Genomic DNA, 16,878 nt, shown 5'->3' with positions numbered 1-16,878 from the left:
TCGAGGCCCCCGCGGATCTCGTGGGCACGGATCCGTTCGGCACGGCCCCGCTCCGCGCCGCGCTGCTCGCGGCCTGGTCCGACTCGCCGACCCGCTTCCGCGAGGACGCCAACGCGGAGGAGGACCTCGTCCTCGGCGGCTACGCCGAGACCTGGTTCGTCGAGCTCGCCCAGAACGCCGCCGACGCCGCGCGCGCCGCCGGTGTGCCCGGCCGGCTGCACCTCACCGCGGTCGCCGGGGAACTGCGCGTCGCGAACACCGGCGCCCCGCTCGATGCGGACGGGGTCGCGGCGCTCGCCTCGCTGCGCGCCTCCGCCAAACGCGACGACCCCGGCGCGGCCGGGCGCTTCGGCGTCGGCTTCGCGGCGGTGCTCCCGGTCTCCGACGCTCCCCGTCTGGCCATCGCGCCCGGCACCGGCGTGCAGTTCTCCGCGGCCGACACCGCCGCCGCCGTGCGCGAGCTGCCCGGCCCCGCCGCCGAGCTGACCCGGCGCGGCGGGCACGTGCCCGTGCTGCGCCTGGTCTGGCCCGTCGAGCCCGACGAGCCGGGCCCGCCCGCCGGGTACGCCACCGAGGTCCGGCTCCCGGTGCGCCCCGGCCTCGACCCCGCCGACCTGCTCGAACGCGCCCGCGCCGCGGCCCCGGACCTCCTGCTCGCGTTGCCGGACCTCGCCGAGGTCGTCCTCGCGCCGCCGGCCGGGGAGCCCACGGTGCTGCGGCGCGAGGAGGTCGACGGGATCACGATCGTCGGCGACCGGCGCTTCCGCGTGGTCCGCAGCAGCGTCACGACCGAGCCCGGCGCGGCGGTGGAGGAGCGGTACCGCCGCGAGCGCGGGGTCTGCTGGGCGCTGCCGGTCGACGTCCTGGGCGAGCCCGCCCCGCTCGGCCCGGACTCCGGTGAGGTCCTGCACGCGCCGACGGCCGCCGTCGAGCGGCTCGGGCTGCCCGCCCGGCTGATCGCCGACCTGCCGTTGGACCCGGACCGGCGCCGCGTCCGGACCGGACCCACCGCGGACGCGGTGCTCGCCGCGGCCGCCGCGGCCTACCTCGACCTTGTCCGGGCCGTCGCTCCCGAGCGCCGGCTCGACCTCGTGCCCGCGCCCGGTTTCCCGCTCTCCGAGCTCGACGGCCGGTTGCGCGCGGCCGTCGTCGACGCCCTGGCCGAGGGCGCCTGGCTGCCCGCCGCGACCCCCGGGGCCCCATCGGAAACCGCAGACCTCGTGCCGCGTCGCGCCGAATGGCTCGACCTGCCCGGCGCCCCGGACCTGCCCGCCCTGCTCGCCGCCGCCGATCCCGCGTTCGGGCGGCTCGCCGCCGTCGAGCCCCGGCAGTCGGTGGCGCTCGGCGAGCTCGGGGTCGGCCGGGTCGGCGCCGCCGGCCTGGCGGAGCGGCTGCACGGCGTGGAGCGGGAGCCGCGCTGGTGGTGCGGGCTGTACGCCGCCCTGGAGCCCGCCGTCGAGACCGTGCCCGGGCTGACCGAGGAGCTGCGCGCCCTCCCGGTCCCGCTGCTCGACGGGCGCCTGGTCGCCGGTCCGCCGAGCGTCCTGCTCCCGGGGTCCGGCCTCGACACCGGCACCCGGGCCGTCGCCGAGCTCGCCCTGCCCGGCCTGCACGTCGCCGATCCGGACGCGGTCCACCCGCTGCTGGAGCGGCTCGGGGCCACCGCCACCGATCCCGGTGCGCTGCTCGACCATCCCGCGCTGCGCGAGGCCGTCGACCGCTCGCTCGACGACGCCGACGCCGGCCTGGACACCGCGCCCCTCGCCGAGGCCGTGCTCGGCCTGCTCGCCGTCACCGTCGCGCCCGGGTTCGGTGCGCTCGCGCTCCCGGACGCGGAGGGCCTGCCGTCGCGCGCCGACGAGCTGATGCTCCCCGACGCCGCGGTCCGGCCGCTGTTCGACGCGGAGGCGCCGATCGGCGTCCTCGACCCGGCGTGGGCCGCGCGGATCCCGCGGGAGGCGCTCGTCGCGTCCGGGGTGCTCGACGGGTTCGCCGTCGTCGTCGACGACGAGCCGACGGGGCCGGACCACGACCTGCACGACGAGGACCTCTGGTGGGACGAGGGCGCCGAACCCACCCGGGTCACCGGGGTCCGGGACCTCGACCTGGTCGCCGACGACGCCTGGCCCGCCGCGCTGGCGCTGCTCGCCGGCCGCCCGGAGACGCGGGCCGCCGTGCTGGAGCCGGGCGGCTACACCGGCTGGTGGCTCGCCCGGAACGCCCTGCTCGGCGGGCACGAGCCCGGGCACTGGCGGTTGCCGGGCGCCGAGCGCCTCGCGGGCCTCTACGACCCGGTCCCGGCCGGGCTCGACGAGCGCCTGCTCGCCGCGATCGGCGTCCGCGCGGAGCTGGCCGTCGGGACCACGGACGAGGCCGCGGACCTGCTCGACCGGCTCGCCGACGGCGGGCGCACCGTCGACGCCGCACTCGCGGCCGACGCACACGCGGTGCTGGCCGCGGCCGTCGCGGAGGGGGCCGTCGACGTCGACGCGCTCGACCTTCCCGACCGGGTCCGCTCGCTCGCGGGCACGGTCGTGAGCGTCGACGCGGCCGTGGTGCTCGACGCGCCGTGGGCCGCCGCGGTGCTGCCGGCACACGACCTGATCGTCGGCGGGGAGCCGCACGCGCTGGCCGAGATCCTGGACCTGCCGCTCGCCTCCGACGTGGTGGCGGGGGAGGTCGTCGGCGACGGGCGGCCGGTGCGCTGGTCGGCCCTGCCCGAGGTGGTGGTGGCCTGCCGCACAGCGGGCCTGCCGGTCCCCGTGGGTGAGCTGTGGCTGCACGACACCCTCGAGGTCGACCTCAGCCGCCCCGGGAGGGGCCGCCGGAGCGTCCCGACCTGGATCGATGCGGCCGGACGGGTGCACGCCGCGGACGCCGTGCGGGCCCTGCTGACCCTGGCCGGACGGGTCGGCGAGGACGGGTGACCACCCCGCCCTCGTGCTAGGAAGAAGCATGTGAGAAACCGAGCCGACTCGCACACGCCCCCGCCCGTCCGGGGACGCGTCGCCATCCTCTCGGTCCACACCTCCCCGCTGGAGCAGCCCGGCACGGGCGACGCCGGCGGGATGAATGTCTACATCTCCGAGACCGCCACGCGCATGGCGCAGCGCGGCATCCCCGTCGAGATCTTCACCAGGGCCACGTCGTCGGAGCAGCCGCCGGTCGCGGAGCTCGCTCCCGGGGTGCTCGTCCGGCACATCGCGGCAGGGCCGTTCGAGGGCCTCGGCAAGAACGACCTGCCCGGGCAGCTGTGCGCCTTCACCGCCGGCGTGCTGCGCACCGAGGCGCACCACGAGCCCGGCTGGTACGGCGTGATCCACTCCCACTACTGGCTCTCCGGCCAGGTCGGGTGGCTCGCCCGGGACCGCTGGGGCGTGCCGCTGGTGCATTCCGCGCACACCCTCGCCCGGGTCAAGAACGCCGCGCTCGCGGAGGGCGACCAGCCGGAGCCGATGGTCCGCGTGATCGGCGAGGACCAGGTGGTGGCGGAGGCGGACCGGCTCGTCGCGAACACCGACACCGAGGTGCGCCAGCTCGTCGAGCTGTGCGAGGCCGACCCGCTGCGTACGGTCGCCATCCCGCCGGGCGTCGACCTCGACCGCTTCCGCCCCGCCTCCCGGTGCGAGGCGCGGGAGGCGCTCGGGCTGCGGCACGACGCCGTCGTGCTGGGGTTCGTCGGGCGGATCCAGCCGCTGAAGGCCCCGGACGTGCTGCTCCGGGCCGCCGCCGAGATGCTCCGCCGCGACCCCGCGCTGCGCGAGCGGCTGGTCGTGCTGGTCGTCGGCGGCCCGTCGGGCAGCGGGCTGACCGAGCCGACCGCCCTGCAGGAGCTGGCCGCACACCTGGGCATCACGGACGTCGTGCGGTTCCTGCCCCCGCAGGCCGGACCGGCGCTGGGGCGGGTCTACCGGGCCGCCGACGTCATCGCCGTGCCGAGCCACAACGAGTCGTTCGGGCTGGTCGCGCTGGAGGCGCAGGCGTGCGGGACCCCGGTCGTCGCGGCCGACGTCGGGGGCCTGCCGGTGGCCGTCGCCGACGGCCGGTCGGGGCTGCTGGTCCCCGGCCACGGTGCCGGGCAGTGGGCCTCCGCGCTGGCCGCCGTCGCGCTCGACCCCGCCCGCCGCGAGCGGCTCGCCCGCGGCGCCGTGACGCACGCCCGGGAGTTCTCCTGGGAGCGCACCACGGACGCCCTGCTGGCCACCTACGCCGACGCCACCCGCGAGTACCGGGCCCGGCTGCGGGACCGGCTGGTCGCGGGCATCATCGAGGGGTGAGCGCAGCGACGGAGAAGACGGATCCCGCCGAGATCGACGCGGCGGTCGGGAAGGCGCTCGACGAGCTGGAGGTCGGGTACCACCGGCGCGAGGCGGGCCAGTACCTCGTCACGCTGGAGGGCACGAACCGGCTCAACACCCCGACCTGGCTGGTCGTGCGGGAGCAGACCGTCTTCGTGCAGGCCTTCGTCTGCCGTCAGCCGGACGAGAACCACGAGGGCGTCTACCGCTTCATGCTGCAGCGCAACGCCCGCCTCTACGGCGTGCACTACGCGCTCGACCGGGTCGGCGACATCCACCTGGTCGGCCGGATCCCGTTCGTCGCCGTGAGCGCGGACGAGCTCGACCGGGTCCTCGGCCAGGTTCTCGAGGCCGCCGACGGCGACTTCAACACCTTCCTCGAGCTCGGCTTCGCCACCTCCATCCGCCGCGAGTACGCGTGGCGGACGGAGCGGGGCGAGTCGCTGGCCAACCTCAAGGCCTTCGAGCACCTCATCGACTGAGGCCCCGCTCGCCCGGCTCAGGGGCGCGTGCAACCGGATCGCGGCTGTCGTCCGTCCTCCTTCCGACGACGGAGGAGGGCGGGAGATGCGCAGGTGGGCGGTCTGGGTGGCGGCGGGCGTGGTGGTGCTGGCGTCCGCGTCGGTGGTGACGGGCGTGGCGCTGCGGGAGACCGGCGGTGCGTCGGGATCGACGGAGAGCACGGCCCGGCCCGGGATCGCGGTGGCGCCCGACGGAGGCCCCGCGTCGAGCAGTGAGTCCGCCCCCGGGTCCGTTCGCTCGGTCCCGCCGGCCGACTCCGCGGGCGCCGCCGCCGGTGCGCCGGGGACCGCCCCGCTGACCGACGTCGCCCCGGGACGCGACGTCGTCCGCACCGCCGAGCTGGCCGTGCAGGTCGGCGACCCCGTGGCCGCGGCCGCCGAGGTCCGGCGCGCGGCCGCCGCCGCCGGCGGGTTCGTGGCCGACGAGCGCGCGGGCAGCGGCTCGGCCGGGTTCACCCTGCGCGTGCCGGCCGACCGCCTCGACGCCGTCACCGAGCGCCTCGCCGGTCTCGGGACCGTGACCTCCCGCACGAGCCGGGCCGAGGACGTCAGCGCCCCGGTCGCGGACCTGGAGGGGCGCGTCGCGGCGCAACGGGCGAGCGTCGCGCGGGTCCGCGCGCTGCTCGACCGCGCGACGACGATCGGTGAGATCGTCTCGATCGAGTCCGAGCTGGCCGCGCGCGAGGCCGACCTGGAGTCGCTGCAACGGCGGCTCGCGGTGCTGCAGGACCAGGTGGCGCTGGCGACCGTCGAGGTCGCGCTGCTGGCGGTCCCGCCGGTGGCCGGCCCCGGTCCGTCGGGCTTCCTCGGCGGCCTCGCCGTCGGCTGGGAGGGGCTGCGGGCGATCGGCCGGGTGTCGCTGGCCGCGCTCGGGTTCGCGGTGCCGATGCTGCCGGTGGTGGTCGTCCTCGCCGGGCTCGTCCTGCTCGGCCGCCGGGTGTACCGGCACCGCCGCCGGCCGACGCCGCCCGCGGACGCCCCCGGAGCGGGGTGAGACCGGCTGCCTCCCCGGCCGGGCCCCGTCACCCGCGGGTTACCCTCGGTCGAACGCCGACGGTCGATCCGGGAGGACGCGATGGCCGCGCGCCCCCTGGTGCGCAAGGGTGCCGAGCCGCTGTGGGCCCAGCTGCTGGCGGACCTGCGCGCGCGGCTCGACGCGCACGAGTTCGACCACTCCTTCCCCGGCGAGCTCGCCCTCGTCGGCGAGTACGGGGTCAGCCGGCACACCGTGCGCGAGGCGCTGCGGCGGCTGCGCGAGGAGGGCGTCGTCGTGGCCGGGCGGGGCCGGGCACCGCGGCTGGCCGCGCCGTTGGAGATCGAGCAGCAGCTCGGCTCGCTCTACAGCCTCTTCTCCGCCGTCGAGTCGACCGGCCGCGAGCAGCGCAGCGTCGTCCGGACGCTCGACGTCCGGGCGGACGGGGTCGTCGCGGCGCGGCTCGGGCTGGAGGAGTCGACGCCGCTGGTGCACCTCGAGCGGCTGCGGCTCGCGGAGGGCGAGCCGCTGGCCGTCGACCGGGTGTGGCTGCCCGAGGAGGTCGCGGCCCCGCTGCTCGACGTCGACTTCACCCACACGGGCGTCTACCCCGAGCTGGAGCGGCTCTGCGGGATCCGGGTCGCGGGCGGCCGCGAGAACATCCGCGCGGTCGTCCCGACGGCCGAGGAGCGCCGCCTGCTGGGGGTCGACGCCGGGGTGGCCGCGCTCGCGATCGAGCGCCTCGGCAGCTCCGCCGGGCGGGCCGTGGAGTGGCGGCACACGCTCGTCCGCGGCGACCGGTTCACGCTGACCGCGCAGTTCAGCGCCCGGGACGGCTACCTCGTCGGCGCGCCGGCGAGCTGACCCGTCACGGCTCCGTCACGGCACGGAGACGCCGACCCCGCCCCGGGTCCCGGCGCCGTAGCGCGCGATCTCGCCCTCGAGGTCGAGCGGCCCGGTGCGCATCCCGGTGTCCGGGCCGAGCAGCTCCGCCGGCACCAGCCAGCTGACCTCGAACTCCAGCCCGTCCGGGTCCTTCGCGTAGAGCGCCTTGGTGCTGCCGTGGTCCGACGCGCCGACGAGCGCGCCGTGCTCGCGCAGCACGCCGCGGATCCGGTCGAGCTCGGCGAGGGTGTCGACCTCCCACGCCAGGTGGTAGAGGCCGACGGCGCCGTGACCGGCCGTGGTGTCCCCGGCGGTCGCACCGATCCCGAACAGGCCGAGGTCGTGGTCGTTGGACGAGCCCTCCGCCTGCAGGAACGCCGCCCGTCCGGGCACGGACGAGACGACCCGGAAGCCGAGGGCCTCGGTGTAGAAGGCGACGCTACGGTCGACGTCGCGGACGTAGAGCACGGCGTGGTTGAGGCGCTGGACGGGCATGGGCCTGCCTTTCTGTGAAACTTCAATCACACCGTAGCCTGCCGACAGATGAATGTTCAAGCGAATCGGCGTACGCTCGTCCGCATGGACGACACCCGCTGGCTCTCACCCGCCGAGCTGCGGGCGTGGCTGGCGTACGTCGCGGCCACCACGCTGCTCGACGGTGCGCTCGACCGGCAGCTGCAACGCGAGTCGGGCATGCCGCACGCCTACTACCTGATCCTCGCGATGCTCTCCGACGCGCACGAGCACACGTTGCGGATGAGCGAGCTGGCCGCGGCCACGCAGAGCAGCCAGAGCAGGCTCAGCCACGCCGTGACCCGGCTGGAGCGGAAGGGATGGGTGTGCCGCCGTCCCTGCCCGGACGACCGGCGCAGCACCTTCTGCACCCTCACCGAGGAGGGGTACGCGGCATTGCGCGCGGCGGCCCCGGGACACGTCCGGACGGTCCGCGAGAACCTGTTCGACGCGCTGAGCCCCGAGCAGGTCACCCAGCTCGAGGAGATCGCCCGCGCGATGCTCGGCCGGCTCACCCGGGATCCCGAGGCGGTGCCGTTGCCCGGAGTGTGCCCGGACCGACAGGCCTGACGGACAGCGCCGACCCGCACCCGTTTGGCAAGCTGTCGCGCATGCCCACACTCGTGCTGCTGCGCCACGGTCAGAGCGACTGGAACCTGAGGAACCTCTTCACGGGCTGGGTCGACGTCCCGCTCTCGGAGGTCGGCGAGGCCGAGGCCCGCCGCGGCGGCGAGCTGATGAAGGAGAAGGGCCTGCTCCCGGACGTCGTGCACACGTCGGTGCTGCGCCGGGCGATCAACACCGCGAACCTCGCGCTCGACGTCGCCGACCGGCACTGGATCCCGGTCCGCCGCGACTGGCGGCTCAACGAGCGCCACTACGGCGCGCTGCAGGGCAAGGACAAGAAGCAGATCCGCGAGGAGTTCGGCGACGAGCAGTTCATGGTCTGGCGGCGCAGCTACGACGTGCCGCCGCCGCCGATCGACAAGGGCTCGGAGTGGTCGCAGGACGGCGACGCCCGCTACTCCGGCATCCAGGCCCCGCTGACCGAGTGCCTCGCCGACGTCGTGGCGCGGATGCTGCCGTACTGGGACGAGGCGATCGTGCCCGACCTGCGCGCGGGCAAGGTCGTGCTCGTCGCCGCGCACGGCAACTCGCTGCGCGCGCTCGTCAAGGAGCTCGACGGCATCTCCGACACCGACATCGCCGGGCTCAACATCCCCACCGGCATCCCGCTGCGCTACGAGCTCGACGACGACCTGAAGCCCACGGTGCCCGGCGGTGAGTACCTCGACCCGGAGGCGGCCGAGGAGGCCATCCAGGGGGTCGCGAACCAGGGCCGCTGAGCGGAGCTTGCGGAGCGAACATCGGAGCTGAGCCGGTCCCTCCCCCGTGGGGTGAACGGGCCGTGAACGGGGGCGGAAAACTCCTCGTCCGGGTAGTCAGGCGGCTCACTCGGGGCCCGTGGAGCTGGCGTCGGCCCTGGTCGGGCCGCCTACGATGCCGGTGTGAACGCAGTGGCGTCCGTCGTGCTGGTCGCCGTCGCCCTCGCCGCCGGGTTGTGGGCCGGTGTCCTGATCGGCCGCCGCCGCGCCCGGCCCGCCCGGCCCCGGCCGGACGGCCGGCGGGTGCCGACGCTGGCCGAGCTCCTCCAGCGCGTCTTCCGGTCGACCGGCTCCGGGCTCGCCGTGCTCTCCGGCACCGGCGACGTCGTCCTGCACAACCGGCGGTCCGCCGAGCTCGGCGTGGTCCGGGCCGGCCGGCCCGACCCCCGCGCCTGGGCGGCCTGCCAGAAGGTGCTCGAGGGCTCGACCGACGTCGAGGTGGACCTCGCCCCGCTGGAGGTGCGCGGCCGCCAGCCCGCCGCCGTTGTCGCCGTGGTGCGGCCCCTGGGCGACGGGTTCACCCTCGTCGAGGCCGCGGACATGTCCGACGCCGTGCGCCTCGAGGCCACCCGGCGGGACTTCGTGGCCAACGTGAGCCACGAGCTGAAGACGCCGGTGGGCGCGGTCGGGCTGCTGGCCGAGGCGGTGCTCGACTCGGTCGACGACCCCGAGTCGGTGAACCGCTTCGCCGGCAAGATCCTGCGCGAGTCGACCCGGCTCGGCGCGCTCGTCACCGAGCTGATCGCGCTGTCCCGGCTGACCGGGGCCGAGGCGCTGCCCGACCTCGAGGACGTGGACGTCGACGACGTCGTCGCCGAGGCCCTCGGCCGCTCGCGGCTCTCCGCCGAGTCGGCCGGCATCGAGATCACCGTCGACGAGCCCTCCGGCCTCGAGGTGGCCGGGGACCGGACGCTGCTGGTCACGGCCCTGTCGAACCTCCTCGAGAACGCCGTGGCCTACTCGCCGCCCGACGCGTCGGTCTCGGTGTCCCGCCGGCTCGAGGACGGCTGGGTCGAGATCGCCGTGACCGACCGCGGCATCGGCATCGCGCCGGAGCACCAGGTCCGCGTGTTCGAGCGGTTCTTCCGGGTCGACCCGGCCCGCTCCCGCGCGACCGGCGGCACCGGGCTCGGCCTGGCGATCGTCAAGCACGTCCTCGCGAACCACGGTGGCGAGGTGCGGCTGTGGAGCCGCCCCGGCACCGGATCGACCTTCACCATGCGGCTCCCCGCCACCGGTGCCGCCGTGCCGGCCTCCTCCCCGGAGGACCACGCGGTGGACCCGGCCACCGACCGAGACCCGGCCGGGGCGACCGGCCGAGCTGGAGGATGAGATGACCAGGGTGCTGATCGTCGAGGACGAGGAGTCCTTCGCCGACCCGCTCGCGTTCCTGCTGCGCAAGGAGGGCTTCACCGCCGCCGTCGCGACGACCGGCCAGGAGGCCCTCGAGGAGTTCGACCGCAACGGCGCCGACATCGTGCTGCTCGACCTCATGCTCCCCGGCATGAGCGGCACGGACGTGTGCAAGGCCCTGCGCTCGCGCTCGGCCGTCCCGGTGATCATGGTGACCGCACGGGACAGCGAGATCGACAAGGTCGTCGGCCTGGAGCTGGGCGCCGACGACTACGTGACCAAGCCGTACTCCGCCCGCGAGCTCATCGCCCGGGTGCGCGCCGTCCTGCGCCGCGGCGGCGAGAACGGCACCGGCGACGCCGACGGCGCCGGCGTGCTCGAGGCGGGCCCGGTTCGCATGGACGTCGAGCGGCACGTGGTGTCGGTCGACGGCACGGACGTCGCCCTGCCGCTCAAGGAGTTCGACCTCCTCGAGTACCTGCTGCGCAACGCCGGCCGGGTGCTCACCCGCGGCCAGCTCATCGACCGGGTGTGGGGCGCGGACTACGTGGGCGACACCAAGACCCTCGACGTCCACGTCAAGCGCCTGCGCGCCAAGGTGGAGAAGGACCCCAGCGCCCCGCAGCACCTCGTGACGGTGCGGGGGCTGGGGTACAAGTTCGAGAGCTGAGGGTCCGGGTCCGCAGGATCTGCGGACCGCCCCCGGACGGTGCACACTTCGCTCCGTGGGATGGGGCCGGTGGGTTCCGTGGGCGGCCGGGTTGGGCATCGCGGCGCACGACCTGGTCCAGCGGCGGCATGCGCTGCTGCGGAACTTCCCGGTGCTCGGCCACGGCCGGTACCTGATCGAGGCGGTCGGGCCGGAGCTGCGCCAGTACGTCGTGGCGGGCAACGACGAGGAGCGCCCCTTCAGCCGGGACCAGCGCCGGTGGGTCTACGCGTCGGCCAAGCTCGAGAACAACTACTTCGGGTTCGGCACCGACAACGACGTCGAGCACACCCCCGGCTACGTGATCATCAAGCACCGCACGTTCGGCCGGACCGCGCCCGCGCACCCGCACCCCCAGGGCGACGACTCGGTGTGGCTGCCGTGTGCGAAGGTCCTCGGCGCCGCCCGCGGCCGGCGCGCGGCCTTCCGGCCCGACTCGGCCGTGAACATCTCCGGGATGAGCTACGGGTCGCTGTCCGGCCGGGCGATCGAGGCGCTCAACCGCGGGGCGGCGGCCGCGGGGTGCCTGCAGAACACGGGCGAAGGCGGGATCGCCGCGCAGCACCGGTGCGGCGGCGAGCTGGTCTGGCAGATCGGCACCGCCTACTTCGGCTGCCGCGACGAGCAGGGCCGGTTCGACCTGCAGCGGCTCAAGGACGGCGTCGCCGCGGCACCGGTGCGGGCGCTGGAGATCAAGCTGAGCCAGGGTGCCAAGCCGGGTCTGGGCGGACTGCTGCCCGGGGTGAAGGTCACGGCGGAGATCGCCGCGGTCCGCGGGATCCCGATCGGGAAGGACTGCGTGAGCCCCTCGCGGCACACGGCGTTCCGGGACACGGACGAGCTGCTGGACTGGGTCGAGATGCTGGCCGACGAGACCGGCCTGCCGGTGGGGATCAAGTCCGCCGTCGGCGACCTGGAGTTCTGGACGGAGCTCACCGACCTGATGACCCGGACCGGGCGCGGGGTCGACTTCGTGACCGTCGACGGCGGCGAGGGCGGCACCGGCGCGTCCCCGCTGGTGTTCACCGACTCGGTCGCGCTGCCGTTCCGGCTCGGGTTCAGCCGCGTGTACCGGGAGTTCGCGCTGCGCGGCCTGCACGAGCAGGTGGTCTTCGTCGGGGCGGGGAAGCTCGGGCTGCCGGACAACGCCGTCGTCGCGTTCGCGCTCGGGGTCGACATGGTCAACGTCGCGCGCGAGGCCATGCTCGCCATCGGCTGCATCCAGGCCCAGAAGTGCCACACGGACACCTGCCCCACGGGGGTCGCCACGCAGAACCGTTGGCTGGCCCACGGCCTCGATCCGACGCTCAAGTCGGCGCGGCTGGCCAACTACGTCCTGACCCTGCGCCGCGACCTGGGCAAGGTCGCCGAGGCCGCGGGCGTCGAGCATCCCGCGTTGATCACCACGGACGACGTCGAGATCCTCGACGGCCAGACCGTCGCCCGGGGCCTGGGCGAGGTGTACGACTACCGGCCGGGCTGGGGGCTGCCGTCGGGCCCGGACCAGGAGGAGATCGTCGCGTTGCTGCGCAAGGGCCGGCCCGCTCCCAGCTGACCGCCCGGACGCCGCCGTCCCGGGGACGCCATGGTTCTGCGCTCTCGCGAGGAACGGCGAGCGGGATGCGACGAGTGGTCGGTCCGAATTCGACGGTCCGCATCAGTCATGCGGCCGAGCGGCAAGCGGTCGTTGAACTGCGATGATGGCCGATCTTTCGAACACATGTTCTCGTAGAATCGAGACATGGACGCAGGGCCCGTCGGCACCGCGCGCGACCGCCTTCGAGAGGCGATCGCGCAGCTGGCCGATGCCGCCGGACCCCACGCTGCTGCCGACGACGTGATCGCCGGGCTCAACGCCTACAGGAGGCCCGACGGAGCCTGGACCGGGCGATGGTCGACGCGCTCCGGGACCTGCACCGGCGTGGGACCTTCTCCGAGCGCGGCTACCGCTCGCCCACCGGCGCGCTCTCCGACCTACTCGGATGGGAACGCTTCGAAGCCCGGCGCCGTGTGATTGCCGCGGAGCACGTCTGTGAGGAGATCGGGCTCGACGGCACGGCCCTGCCCGCCCGGCTGCCCGCCACCGCGACCGTGTTCGCCTCCGGCGAGGCCGCCCTCCGCCACGTCGAGGTCATCGCCCGGCTGCTCGACGGCGGCCCCGCCCGCCGACTCGACCCCGAGACCTGGGCCGGCGCCGAGGTGCAACTGGCCGCCAAAGCCGCGATCTCCACGCCCTCCGAGCTGCACACCTGGGGCACCCAGCTCCTCGAGCTCCTCGACCAGGACGGCGCCGAACCCGACGACACCCCACCCGCGCAGCTCAACGAACTGCGGCTCTCGCGCTTCCGCACCCGCCCCGGCGGCAAACTGTCCGGCCGTTACGACGACGCCGCACTCTTCGACGCCATCGCCGCCGCCGTGGATGCCGGCGCCGCCCCGCGCGACGCCGACGACCAACGCAGTGCCGCCGAGCGGCAGGCCGAAGCCCTCGCCGAGGTGTGCGCCCAGGTGCTGTCCCGCGGGCGGCTGCCCGAGACCGGCGGCCGCCGACCCCAGTTGACCGTCACGGTGCGGCTGGAGGACCTGGAGCGCCGCGCGGCGAGCGCCTCGCTGGAGTTCGGCGGCCAGCTCACCCCGCAGACCCTGCGTCAGTTGGCGTGTGACGCGGCGGTCATCCCCGTCGTCCTCGACGGCACCGGCGTTCCACTCGACATCGGCCGCCTCTCCCGCACCGTCCCCGACGGGCTGCGCCGCGCCGTGACCGTGCGCGACCGCGGCTGCGCCTTCCCCGGCTGCGACCGCCCACCCTCCTGGTGCGACATCCACCACGTGCGCGAATGGCAACACGGCGGCCCGACCAGCCTGGGCAACCTCGTCATGCTCTGCACCGTCCACCACCGGCTGATCCACCACTCCCACTGGGAAGTCCGGATGGTCGACGGGCTGCCCGAGTTCCTCCCGCCGAGCTGGATCGACCGCAGCCGGACACCCCGGCGAAACCACCCCCGCTCCTGCAGCCCGTGGGGTGACACGGGGCCGCTCCCTCTTCCTGTGCGGCCCCTCGCGTGAGGCAGGCCGGACGTTCGTCGACCTGGCCCATTCACGGTCTCCCTCGGCGGCCTGCCGGCGCAGCCTGGTGGACGCCAGACGTCGCAATTCGCCGAGCGTCCACGCTTCGCCGAGGCTTTCGGGACCGGATCGGGTACCCGGACGGCCGGTCCCGGAGGGGTGCCCGGCTCCTCCGCCGGTGAAGGGAGAGCCCGTGGTCAGGTCAGCGGTGGGTGTGATCCCGGAGCGAGCGACGCGGCCCGGTGCGCGCGCCCGGACGTCCCGGAGCGGAGGTGGCCCGTGTCCGTGACGACCACGCGTTCGGCCGGTTCACCGGTCCACCGGCACCGGAACGACTCGAACCTCGCCGACGTCGTCGAGCTCATCCTCGACCGTGGCCTCGTGATCGACGTGTTCGTGCGGGTCTCCCTGCTCGGACTCGAGATCCTCACGATCGACATCCGGATCGTGGTCGCGAGCGTCGACACGTTCCTGCAGTACGCGGAGGCGACCGATCGCCTGTATCTGTACGGCACGAGTGCACGGCGCCGCCTGCCCGCCGGGGACCGGGACGGCGAGGACGACGCCGGGTACGACGCCGAGGACGAGGGGTGAGCGTGATGGCCGACGACGAGAACCCGACGACGCCGCGCCGTCGACGGAGCGCCCGGACGAGGTCCGCGCGGGCCGAGAAGGCCGCGCCGGCGTCGGAGGAGGTCCGGGAGGACGACGGCGCGGACACCGCGGAGGAGGAACCCACCGACGACGGCGCCGAGGAGGAGGCCACGGGTACGGCGACCGGCGAGGAGGAGACCGGCGAGGAGGAGACCGGCGAGGAGGAGCCCGGCGAGGAGGAGCCCGGCGAGGAGGAGCCCGGCGAGGAGGAGCCCGGCGAGGAGGAGCCCGGCGAGGAGGAGCCCGGCGGGCAGGACGGTGCGGCGCGGAAGGGGCGCACCGACGGCTCCGGCGGCGACCGGCCGGGCGGGTCCATCGTCCGGGTGGCACGCCGGGCGGCGGAGCACGTCCGGGTGCTGACCGGGCGGCACCCGGAGAGCGTGGTCTCGATCGAGCCGCGGGACGGCAACTGGTGCGTCGGCGTCGAGGTCGTCGAGACGCACCGCATCCCGGACTCGGCGGACATCCTCGCGATCTACGAGGTGCTCGTCCGGCCCGACGGCGACCTGCTGTCGTACCGGCGGGTCCGGCGCTACACGCGCGGTCAGGTCGACCGGCCGTGGCGGTGACGCGCGGCGCCGAGGCGTCCGCCACGGCCTCCGCCCCGCCGATCGGCCCCGTCACGTCCCCTGATCGGCACGTCCTCGCGAGGCGACCGGAGTCTTTTCTCCGCGATCGCGGTGCCCGGGGTTGGCGCGGGCGAGCGGTGGGGGATCCGCCCGCCCGACAGCACCCACGCGAGGAGGAGGCGACGATGTCGTCAGCACAACCCGCCGCTGGATCCGGACCGGCCCCGTCCGGCTCGTCCGAGCGGATCCAGGACGCGATGATCGCGTTCAACGACGAGGTCTTCGAGACCCTGCAGAAGCTGCTCAAGGCCCAGCAGGAGCTGGTCCGCGCCGTCATCGCGGCCTCGGAGCCGGGCTCGGCCGCGTCGGACGGGGGCGGGCAGGACGAGCGCGGGCCGGCGGACTCGGGCGCGGACGACGACGCCCAGCCGGAGGTCATCTTCCCGCTCGACACCGAGACCGAGTCGCCCGAGAGCGGGGCCGACGAGGGCGCGGACGCGGAGGCCGACGAGGCCGCGGAGAGCGCCGAGGCCGAGGGCGACGAGGAGCCTGCGGCCGAGGCGGACGGGGGCGCCGAGGACAAGACACCGCCCGACGCGGACTGGGTGCTCGACGCCGAGGCCGCGGGAGCCGTCGACGACGAGGACGACGAGGCCGAGAGCGACGACGCGCTGGACGCCGAGGCCGACGAGGGTGCCGAGGCCGAGGGCGACGACGGTGCCGAGGCCGAGGCCGACGAGGGCGCCGAGGACGAAGCGGGCGAGGGCCTGGACGACGAGGCTGACGAGGGCGCGGAGGACGAGGTCGACGAGGGCCCGGAGGACGAGGTCGACGAGGGCGCGGAGGACGAGGTCGACGAGGGCCCGGAGGACGAGGCTGACGAGGGTGTCGAGGCTGAGGCCGACGAGGGTGCGGAAGACGAAGCGGACGAGGCCGTCGAGGACGAAGCTGACGAGGGCCTCGAGGACGAAGCCGAGTACGAAGCCGACGACGGTGTCGAGGACGAAGCTGACGAGGGCGTCGGGGACGAAGCCGACGAAGGCTTGGACGACGAGGCTGACGAGGGCCCGGAGGACGAGACCGACGAGGGTGTCGAGGCTGAGGCCGACGAGGACGTCGAGGACGAAGCGGACGACCGTGCCGAGGACGAATCCGGCGAGGGCCTGGACGACGAGGCCGACGAGGACGTCGAGGCTGAGGCCGACGAGGGTGCCGAGGACGAAGCCGAGTACGAAGCCGACGACGGTACCGAGGACGAAGCTGACGAGGGCGTCGAGGACGAAGCCGAGTACGAAGCCGACGACGAACTGGACGCCGAGGCTGACGAGGGCCCGCAGGACGAGGCTTACGAGGGTGCCGAGGCTGACGCCGACGAGGGTGCCGACGACATAGACGACGAGGGCCTGGAGGACGAGGCTGACGAGGGTGCCGAGGCTGAGGCCGACGAGGGTGCCGACGACGTAGACGACGAGGGCCTGGAGGACGAGGCCGACGGGGGCCTGGAGGACGAGGCCGACGGGGGCCTGGAGGACGAGGCCGACGAGGGCCTGGAGGACGAGGCCGACCAGGGCGCCGAGGACGAGGCCGAGGGCGACGAGGATCCCGACGGGATGTCCGACGAGGAGGTTCGCGTGGTCGCCGACGCGATGGTCGAGGCGCTGAACGCGGCCGCCGCGGACGAGGGCTCCTCGGACGGTCCCGACGACTCCGCCGACGATTCCGCCGACAGCCCCGCCGCCGAGGACGCAACCGACTCCACGGACGACCCGGGCGAGGGTGGGGCCAAGCGATCGAAGAAGCGAGCGAAGTCCACGCGTGGCGGCAAGTCCCGTCGGGGCAAGGCGCGCGCGGCGGCCGACGGGTGATTCCCGGGCGTCGGGGGCGGCGCCACCGCCGCCCCCGGCCCACCCGATCAGCGGGTCCGGTCACGGTGCGGGTACGGGGGAGGC

General features: G+C 75.1%; 15 protein-coding genes. 14 read left to right on the top strand and 1 reads right to left on the bottom strand.

What is annotated here, in order from left to right:
* Positions 1–20 precede the first annotated feature (20 nt).
* From PKE99_RS30955 to PKE99_RS30935, 5 genes are all read left to right on the top strand, one after another.
* Positions 21–2,927, top strand: coding sequence for a sacsin N-terminal ATP-binding-like domain-containing protein (locus PKE99_RS30955; RefSeq protein WP_051738223.1), 2,907 nt, complete (start codon positions 21–23; stop codon positions 2,925–2,927).
* A gap of 30 nt (positions 2,928–2,957) precedes the next feature.
* The gene (gene mshA, locus PKE99_RS30950) at positions 2,958–4,277 is read left to right on the top strand and encodes a D-inositol-3-phosphate glycosyltransferase (protein ID WP_197040870.1); all 1,320 of its coding nucleotides are present in this window, start codon (positions 2,958–2,960) and stop codon (positions 4,275–4,277) included.
* A 32-nt stretch (positions 4,278–4,309) separates the two neighbouring features.
* A complete protein-coding gene (locus PKE99_RS30945; protein ID WP_037053045.1) occupies positions 4,310–4,780 on the top strand; it encodes a type III secretion system chaperone family protein in 471 nt (156 codons plus the stop codon).
* Positions 4,781–4,865: 85 nt separating this feature from the next.
* Positions 4,866–5,813 carry a DUF4349 domain-containing protein gene (locus PKE99_RS30940; RefSeq protein WP_051738225.1) on the top strand — a complete coding sequence of 316 codons (948 nt, stop codon included), beginning with the start codon at positions 4,866–4,868 and terminating at the stop codon, positions 5,811–5,813.
* 81 nt (positions 5,814–5,894) lie between these two features.
* Positions 5,895–6,656: a GntR family transcriptional regulator gene (locus tag PKE99_RS30935; RefSeq protein WP_037052954.1), complete on the top strand. Its 762-nt coding sequence runs from the start codon at positions 5,895–5,897 to the stop codon at positions 6,654–6,656.
* A gap of 15 nt (positions 6,657–6,671) precedes the next feature.
* On the opposite strand, the gene PKE99_RS30930 is transcribed toward PKE99_RS30935, so the two are convergent.
* The gene (locus PKE99_RS30930; protein ID WP_037052958.1) at positions 6,672–7,172 is read right to left on the bottom strand and encodes a VOC family protein; all 501 of its coding nucleotides are present in this window, start codon (positions 7,170–7,172) and stop codon (positions 6,672–6,674) included.
* A gap of 84 nt (positions 7,173–7,256) precedes the next feature.
* Between PKE99_RS30930 and PKE99_RS30925 the strand changes: the two genes are divergently transcribed.
* The 9 genes from PKE99_RS30925 (at position 7,257) to PKE99_RS30885 (ending at position 16,794) form a co-directional block, all read left to right on the top strand.
* Positions 7,257–7,760, top strand: a complete 504-nt coding sequence (locus PKE99_RS30925) for a MarR family winged helix-turn-helix transcriptional regulator (RefSeq protein WP_037052960.1) — start codon at positions 7,257–7,259, stop codon at positions 7,758–7,760.
* Between the two features lie 41 nt (positions 7,761–7,801).
* Positions 7,802–8,536 (top strand): phosphoglyceromutase, encoded by a 735-nt coding sequence (locus PKE99_RS30920; RefSeq protein ID WP_425566508.1) that lies wholly within the window; start codon positions 7,802–7,804, stop codon positions 8,534–8,536.
* A 162-nt stretch (positions 8,537–8,698) separates the two neighbouring features.
* Positions 8,699–9,907 carry a sensor histidine kinase gene (locus PKE99_RS30915; RefSeq protein ID WP_037052963.1) on the top strand — a complete coding sequence of 403 codons (1,209 nt, stop codon included), beginning with the start codon at positions 8,699–8,701 and terminating at the stop codon, positions 9,905–9,907.
* Between the two features lies 1 nt (position 9,908).
* Positions 9,909–10,598, top strand: coding sequence for a response regulator (locus tag PKE99_RS30910; protein WP_037052966.1), 690 nt, complete (start codon positions 9,909–9,911; stop codon positions 10,596–10,598).
* 55 nt (positions 10,599–10,653) lie between these two features.
* Positions 10,654–12,192: an FMN-binding glutamate synthase family protein gene (locus tag PKE99_RS30905; RefSeq protein ID WP_037052969.1), complete on the top strand. Its 1,539-nt coding sequence runs from the start codon at positions 10,654–10,656 to the stop codon at positions 12,190–12,192.
* Between the two features lie 152 nt (positions 12,193–12,344).
* Complete coding sequence (locus tag PKE99_RS30900; RefSeq protein WP_271214948.1) at positions 12,345–13,706, top strand: HNH endonuclease signature motif containing protein; 1,362 nt, start codon at positions 12,345–12,347, stop codon at positions 13,704–13,706.
* 285 nt (positions 13,707–13,991) lie between these two features.
* A complete protein-coding gene (gene gvpJ, locus PKE99_RS30895) occupies positions 13,992–14,300 on the top strand; it encodes a gas vesicle protein GvpJ (protein WP_197040871.1) in 309 nt (102 codons plus the stop codon).
* 5 nt (positions 14,301–14,305) lie between these two features.
* Positions 14,306–14,929, top strand: a complete 624-nt coding sequence (locus PKE99_RS30890; protein WP_156068062.1) for a gas vesicle protein GvpO — start codon at positions 14,306–14,308, stop codon at positions 14,927–14,929.
* Complete coding sequence (locus PKE99_RS30885) at positions 14,920–16,794, top strand: hypothetical protein (RefSeq protein WP_271214947.1); 1,875 nt, start codon at positions 14,920–14,922, stop codon at positions 16,792–16,794. The genes PKE99_RS30890 and PKE99_RS30885 overlap by 10 nt, the downstream gene beginning before the upstream one ends.
* Positions 16,795–16,878: the final 84 nt, after the last annotated feature.

The sequence above is a fragment of the Pseudonocardia halophobica genome, assembly GCF_027922425.1.
GTDB lineage: Bacteria > Actinomycetota > Actinomycetes > Mycobacteriales > Pseudonocardiaceae > Pseudonocardia > Pseudonocardia halophobica.
This window is presented reverse-complemented; position numbering and strand designations above follow the sequence as displayed.